The organism is Mesorhizobium sp. M0040 (assembly GCF_040323505.1).
In the GTDB taxonomy this organism is placed as follows: Bacteria; Pseudomonadota; Alphaproteobacteria; order Rhizobiales; family Rhizobiaceae; genus Mesorhizobium.
Map to the genome: position 1 here is coordinate 1 of NZ_JAMYVA010000107.1, position 5819 is coordinate 5819.

Genomic DNA, 5819 nt, shown 5'->3' on the forward strand with positions numbered 1-5819 from the left:
GCCAGACGGCCGCGTCGTCGCCTGTCATGTGCGTGCTCCGGCTTGTGCGCAACCGCCCCGGGACGCAGGTTTTCCCGGTTTGCGCTCGGTTAGCCTCGCGGCGGTGCTCAGATGAGAGCATGTGGGCTAGCTTGTGGATGGGGGATCCGGGTTCGAAGTAAGTCGCGCTGCGGCTGCGAGTTTGCCAAAAAGGTAGTGGCACAGTGATTAACGCCCACCGACAAATCACGCAGTGGGTCGAGGAGACGCCACTTTTTGACACCCATGAGCATTTGATTGAAGAAAGCCAGCGCGTCTCCGGCGCGCTCGATCCGCGCTGCCTCCCGTGTGACGACTGGGCCTATCTGTTTCGATCCTACGCTGCCGAGGATTTGGTTGTCGCAGGCCTGCAGCCAGCCGAGTTGCGAAGATTCCTTGGACCAGATCTATCGAGTGACGCGAAATATCACCTGATCGCTCCTTACTGGGAGCGAATTCGTCACACCGGTTATGCGCAGGCTCTGCGTCACACCTTTCGGGGCCTTTACGGGGAAGAAGATCTGACCGCAGAGAGTCTGCCTCGCATCGCAGAGAAATACCGCGACACTGTACAGCCTGGCTTTTATGCCAATATTCTACGGCGTGCCAACATTGAAGGCTGCCATGTGAATTCGCTGCAGCGCATATATATGGAAACAGAGCAGCCTGATCTTCTTGGCCAAGATCTAAGTATCCTCCAATTTGGTCGGTGCAGTGCTGCTGACTTTGCGCGAGTGGAGGCCGAAACAGGAAAACGGCCGACTACGCTTGATGAGTGGCTTGAGATCATCGATTTCTACTTCGCAACGTACGGCCCCAGAGCCGTGGCAGTAAAATCTCAAATTGCTTACTCGCGTGCTCTTGATTTCGCGCCTGTCGCCAAAGCGCATGCGTCGAGACTATTTCGTCACCATGTGGATAAGGTCGGCGCCTTGCATTCCCTCGGCCCCGAGGACCTCAAAGCACTGCAAGATTATCTATTTTGCTATTGCCTTGGCAAGGCCAGCGAGTGCGATCTGCCAATCAAGTTGCACACCGGCTACGTGGCTGGTTATGGGGTGATGCAACTCGCCCGCACTCGCAATAATGCCGCCGATCTGTGCCATCTTCTGCAAGATTTTCCCGATGCTAGGTTCGTCCTGATGCACATCGGCTACCCATACGAGCACGAATTCATCGCGCTGGCCAAACATTATTCGAACGTGACGATCGATATGTGCTGGGCGTGGATAATTAATCCAGTGGCAAGCGTTCGCTTCCTGAAGGAGTTTCTAGTATCTGTTCCATCTGAAAAAATCTTCACCTTTGGGGGTGACTATGTCTCTGTCGAGCCAATCTACGGCCACGCCTACATAGCGCGCCTTGGAATTGCGGAAGCGCTCTCGCAACTCGTCGCTGAAGGCTGGATCGCGCTCGATGAAACTCGTGACTTGATCGAGAGAATCATGCGCGGCAACGCGCTGCACTTCTTTCGAAACGGGCAATGAGAAGGTTCTACGCAGTTATAGAACGGCTCGGCCAGGACCTTGCTTGAGGTTGTTGTCGCTTTGCAGTTAATTATGAGAATCGTTTGCCAACGATTTCAGTTGTTTATCTGTGCACTTATTTGAGACGTGCACTAATTTGATAATCGAACCGGGCCATTGGCATTGAATGTGAGAAGCAGTGTCGGCAATGTAGCGGCATCGAATTTGGTCAAGACGCACATGAAAGTCAAAGGAATCATGACCTTCATGCTGATGCGAGTGCGGTTAAATTGAGAGTCTGGCCCATTCTCGCAATTAACTGCCAAACCTAACCGAACGACCGGATTCTCACGATTAACTGCCAAGCGACCCCATTATTACCTAGATGCCGTAATGGGCCGGCCTTCGCGAGCATAGCCTGGTTGGGTGCTGTCCCTCAGCATGATGGTGTTGAAACGGAGTCCGAGCGATCGGCTTCAAGCATCATGAGACGAACAGCCATGGAACACTATGTGGGAATCGATGTCTCTCTGGAAGAGAGCAGCGTGTGCATGGTCGGCGCGACCGGAACGATCGTGCGCGAGGTCAAGATCGCCAGCGAGTTGGGGCCACTGGTCCGCTATTTCGACGAACTGGATTGTCTGTCATCGGCATTGGGCTTGAGGCTGGGCCATTATCGCAGTGGCTCCATGCCGGGCTTGTGGCCGCCGGACGCGATGCGGTTTTGCTCGCGACACGGCACGTGAAGGCGGCGCTCTCGGCGATGCCGGTGAAGACCGACCGAAAAGATGCACGCGGGATCGCCCAACTGCGGCGGATGGGATGGTACCGCCCGGTTCATGCCGCGGTGACTTGCAAGGATAGCCGAGCCGTTCTTGTTGGACGCAAGCTTCTGCAACGCAAGCTTCTCGACGTCGAACTGAGCATCCTCGGGATCCCGCGGTTACGGGCTGAAGGTCGGAGAAGTCAGTCGTGGAAAGTTTGAGTTGCGTATCCGGGAACTGACAGCAGGGCACGTCGCTCTGGAGACGGTGATCGGTGCGATGCTGGTGGCGCGGACGGCGTTGTGGTGCAAGTTCACCAAGCTCCATCGCGAGATGCTGAAGATCGCGCGCGCTGACAAGGTTTGCCGCAGATTGATGAACACACCTGGCGTCGGGGCAACAGCTTCAGTCGGGCGAGACGATTATCCGTTACCGATTCCATCCCCGTTACGGGGAAACGGTTACTGTTTCCGGGCGCAATCGTCGTGGTGACGAGGTCAGTCTGACCATCCGCCAGCCTGACGGCACCCTGGCCCATCTGCCGATCTGGATGACGGAAGATCAGGCAGAGGCGATGATGATGGCGGAGCGTCCCCGTCTGCCGCTGGCGTATCTGCACGAACTTCGTCTGGAGCTCAATGCCTGTAACCTTGCTGCGTGACGATTCCCGTCACGAAGGAGGAGACAAGCATGAAGCAACGGCAACCCTGTCACCGCCAATTCGATCTCTTCGTGCCCAAGACCCCACCGGTGCCGGTAGCAGCGTCCGAGTGGACGAAGCTATTGCCACTGGTGAGCGCGCTGCTGTCGGAAACACTCAGCGTCCCCGCAGTGACGGAGGCCGGCGATGAAGATCACGTCTGATCACCTGGCGCGTGGTGCCTTCATCTACATTCGGCAATCCACAGTCGATCAGCTTGCCAACAACCATGAGAGCCGGCGGCGTCACTATGGACTTGCCGACTGTGCCCATGCTCTTGGCTGGACGGATGTGACAGTCATCGACGACGACCTTGGCCGCTCGGGGTCGGGCATCAGTCGTCCGGGCTTCGAGAAGCTGCTGGCAGCGATCTGTGAAGGCCGCGTCGGTGCCGTTTTTGCGATCGAAGTGTCGCGTCTGGCGCGCAATGAGGCGACTGGCACACGCTGATCGAATTTTGCGGACTGGTTGGCACCGTGATTATCGATGAGGATGGAATCTAAGAACCACGCCATCCAAACGATCGGTTATTGCTGGGCATGAAAGGGACGATGAGCGAACTCGAACTGTTGCTCCTGCGGGCCCGTTCGATGGAAGCCTTGAAGCAGAAGGCACGACGGCGCGAGCTCTTCTTCACGGTAGCTGTCGGCTATGTGAAAATGGGCCGCGACAAGATCGAAATGGATCCAGACCTGCGTGTGCGAGAGGCGATCGGGTTGGTCTTCACCCGCTTTGCCGAATTGCAAAGCATCCGCCAGGTGTTCTTGTCGCTTCGAAGCGATAAGATCGCGCTGCCGTACCTCAACTCCAGGAACTCCGGACAACGGCAGGTGCTGTGGAAGCTTCCGTTCTATGCGACGGTGAGAAATCTTCTCACCAATCCTGTTTATGCCGGCGCTTACGCCTTTGGCCGAACCGGAAGTCGAACGATAATCGAAAACGGCCGCAAGCGAATCGTGCGCGGCCCTCGCAAAGATCGTTCAGATTGGGCTGTCTTGCTCGTTGACCATCACGAGGCTATTTGTCCTGGGCGGAGTTTAAAAGGAACCAACGGCTGATCGCTGACAATGCCAACGGCAAGGGCATGATGGTGCGCGGGCCGGTGCGCAAGGGGGAGGCTTTGCTCGCAGGCCTGCTGCGCTGCGGCCATTGCGGCCGCCGCCTGCTTGTCAGCTACAACGGCACCAAGGGCGATGTCGGCCGCTATAAGTGTGACGCCACCCGAAGCAACCCTGGCGGTGATCCCTGTATCTCTTCGGCGCACTGCGCGTCGATGAAGCGTGGGTGGCGAGATCGTGCGGTTGCTGCAGCCGCTCGGCGTTGAAGCGGCCATCCAAGCGATCACGCAGTGCGAGCACCAGTCTGGCGAAAAACAGCGCCAGATCGAGTTGGCGCTCGAGCAGGCGCGATATGATCCAACCAGGGCGCACCGACAGTATGACACGGTCGACCCCGACAATCGTCTGGTAGCTGGCGAACTTGAGCGGCGGTGGAATGGCGCCCTCGCGGGCGTACGCGCTCTCGAGGAAGAATTGGAGGCCCTACTGCGACAGCGGCCGGCAGCTTTGGGCGTCGAGGAGCGCCAGGGTCTATTGAAAATGGGGCCGATCTGGAGGCCGCCTGGCATCATCGGGGCTGCCACTGCCGTCACGCGCAAACGTATCGTCCGGGTCGTGTTGCGCGAGATCGTGGCACAGGTCGAGGGTGATCAAATTCATTTGTTGTTGCATTGGCAGGTGGCGATCACACCAGCCTGACGGTGAGAAAGAACCGGCGGGGTCAGACGCGGTGGTCCGTCGAGCCTGAGACGGTGGAGTTGATCCGCGCCTGCGCATGCTCAACCGGATGGGAAAGCGGACAGGTCGATCGAATGGATGGACACAGTCGCGTGTGCGGGGCTTCCGCAATACACACGACATCGCGGTCTACAGGGATGGCGAATGGGACGAGCGCGGCGAGGTCACGTTGACTGAAGCCGCCAGCATACTCAATCTGAGCCCTGCGACGGTCCTTCGCCAGATTCGCGCCGGCATCATCCCTGCCAGCAATATTGCATGGGCGCACCCTGGGATATCAAACGAGAAGATATCGAAGATTCGCATCTGATCGAGCGGATCTGTCGTGCTCCAAGGGGCCGCCATCATCAGATTCATAGCGTAGCGAGATGGGCATTATGACGTGGGACCAGGCGCCTTGGTTGCGCTCACCTATCGCTCAGCGGTGAACGACCCGATGCGGTTTGGAAAATCGAGTATGGTCGGAGCCTACTTCGGGCTTACGCCCAAAAAAAATCAATCCGGTGAGACCGATCGGGACGGTGGTGTCAGCAAGGTCGGCGACGCCATGGTGCGAACAGCGCTCTTTGAAGCGGCGCACATCATGCTAACGCGGGCGACCCGCTTCTCGGGCCTGAAGTACTGGGCGCTCGACGGCGAAACGCCGGGGCATGAAGCGCGCCAAGGTGGCCCTTGCCCGCAAGTTGGGCGTCGTGCTCCATCGCATGCGGGTGGATGCGACCGAATTCCGCTGGAGCAAGGCCACCACGATGGCATAGGAGATAGAGGCGTTTGGAGTGAGCCGAAACGGCAGCGCTCTCCTGAGGTCCCGTCGCCGGGGCGAGGCCAAAGGCAGCGGCCGCAGCGCTGCCCGCTCCTCGGCGAAAGCTTCGTTGATGACACGCCTTGTGGTGGCGTGAACTCTCGGGTTTGCGACCGTGTCCAGCCAGTGACGCAACTGCACGTTCAGGTCTTCGAGGTTGCGAAAGGACCGGGCCAGGAAGAAGTCCTCGCGAATGTAGCGGAACGGTCGCTCGACCTTGCCTTTCGTTTTGGCGCGGTAAGGCCGGCAGGCGGGATGGAAACCATAGTGGCG

General features: G+C 58.3%; 8 protein-coding genes and 3 pseudogenes. 10 read left to right on the forward strand and 1 reads right to left on the reverse strand.

Translation table 11 applies throughout. The features are described from left to right. Nucleotides 1-203: 203 nt before the first annotated feature. From NKJ91_RS33200 to NKJ91_RS33240, 10 genes and pseudogenes are all read left to right on the forward strand, one after another. A complete protein-coding gene (locus NKJ91_RS33200) occupies nt 204-1505 on the forward strand; it encodes an amidohydrolase family protein (protein ID WP_352458872.1) in 1302 nt (433 codons plus the stop codon). Between the two features lie 479 nt (nt 1506-1984). Beyond that, nucleotides 1985-2644, forward strand: a pseudogene (locus NKJ91_RS33205) (IS110 family transposase); the annotation flags it as partial. Nucleotides 2645-2672: 28 nt separating this feature from the next. Next, nucleotides 2673-2909: a DUF5372 family protein gene (locus NKJ91_RS33995; protein ID WP_502903660.1), complete on the forward strand. Its 237-nt coding sequence runs from the start codon at nt 2673-2675 to the stop codon at nt 2907-2909. Between the two features lie 29 nt (nt 2910-2938). Continuing rightward, complete coding sequence (locus NKJ91_RS33210; protein ID WP_352458873.1) at nt 2939-3112, forward strand: hypothetical protein; 174 nt, start codon at nt 2939-2941, stop codon at nt 3110-3112. After that, nucleotides 3096-3398 carry a recombinase family protein gene (locus NKJ91_RS33215; protein WP_352458874.1) on the forward strand — a complete coding sequence of 101 codons (303 nt, stop codon included), beginning with the start codon at nt 3096-3098 and terminating at the stop codon, nt 3396-3398. Before NKJ91_RS33210 ends, NKJ91_RS33215 begins: the two co-directional genes overlap by 17 nt. Nucleotides 3399-3499: 101 nt before the next feature. Then, nucleotides 3500-4006, forward strand: a complete 507-nt coding sequence (locus NKJ91_RS33220; RefSeq protein WP_352458875.1) for a recombinase family protein — start codon at nt 3500-3502, stop codon at nt 4004-4006. 29 nt (nt 4007-4035) lie between these two features. Continuing rightward, on the forward strand, nt 4036-4272 hold the full coding sequence (locus NKJ91_RS33225) for a recombinase zinc ribbon domain-containing protein (protein WP_352458877.1): 237 nt from the start codon (nt 4036-4038) through the stop codon (nt 4270-4272). Next, entirely contained in the window at nt 4229-4705 is a 477-nt protein-coding gene (locus tag NKJ91_RS33230; RefSeq protein WP_352458878.1) for a hypothetical protein, read from the forward strand. Before NKJ91_RS33225 ends, NKJ91_RS33230 begins: the two co-directional genes overlap by 44 nt. A 133-nt stretch (nt 4706-4838) precedes the next feature. Next, nucleotides 4839-5054 (forward strand): helix-turn-helix domain-containing protein, encoded by a 216-nt coding sequence (locus NKJ91_RS33235; RefSeq protein WP_352458876.1) that lies wholly within the window; start codon nt 4839-4841, stop codon nt 5052-5054. Between the two features lie 75 nt (nt 5055-5129). After that, a pseudogene (locus NKJ91_RS33240) lies at nt 5130-5502 on the forward strand (transposase); the annotation flags it as partial. Between the two features lie 71 nt (nt 5503-5573). Here NKJ91_RS33240 and NKJ91_RS33245 read toward each other — a convergent pair. Then, a pseudogene (locus NKJ91_RS33245) lies at nt 5574-5819 on the reverse strand (IS21 family transposase); the annotation flags it as partial.

Bases quoted from the DNA above. Each gene is read 5' to 3' on its own strand.
- NKJ91_RS33210 (WP_352458873.1), top strand. From the start codon at position 2,939: ATGAAGCAACGGCAACCCTGTCACCGCCAATTCGATCTCTTCGTGCCC.
- NKJ91_RS33215 (WP_352458874.1), top strand. From the start codon at position 3,096: ATGAAGATCACGTCTGATCACCTGGCGCGTGGTGCCTTCATCTACATT.
- NKJ91_RS33220 (WP_352458875.1), top strand. From the start codon at position 3,500: ATGAGCGAACTCGAACTGTTGCTCCTGCGGGCCCGTTCGATGGAAGCC.
- NKJ91_RS33225 (WP_352458877.1), top strand. From the start codon at position 4,036: ATGGTGCGCGGGCCGGTGCGCAAGGGGGAGGCTTTGCTCGCAGGCCTG.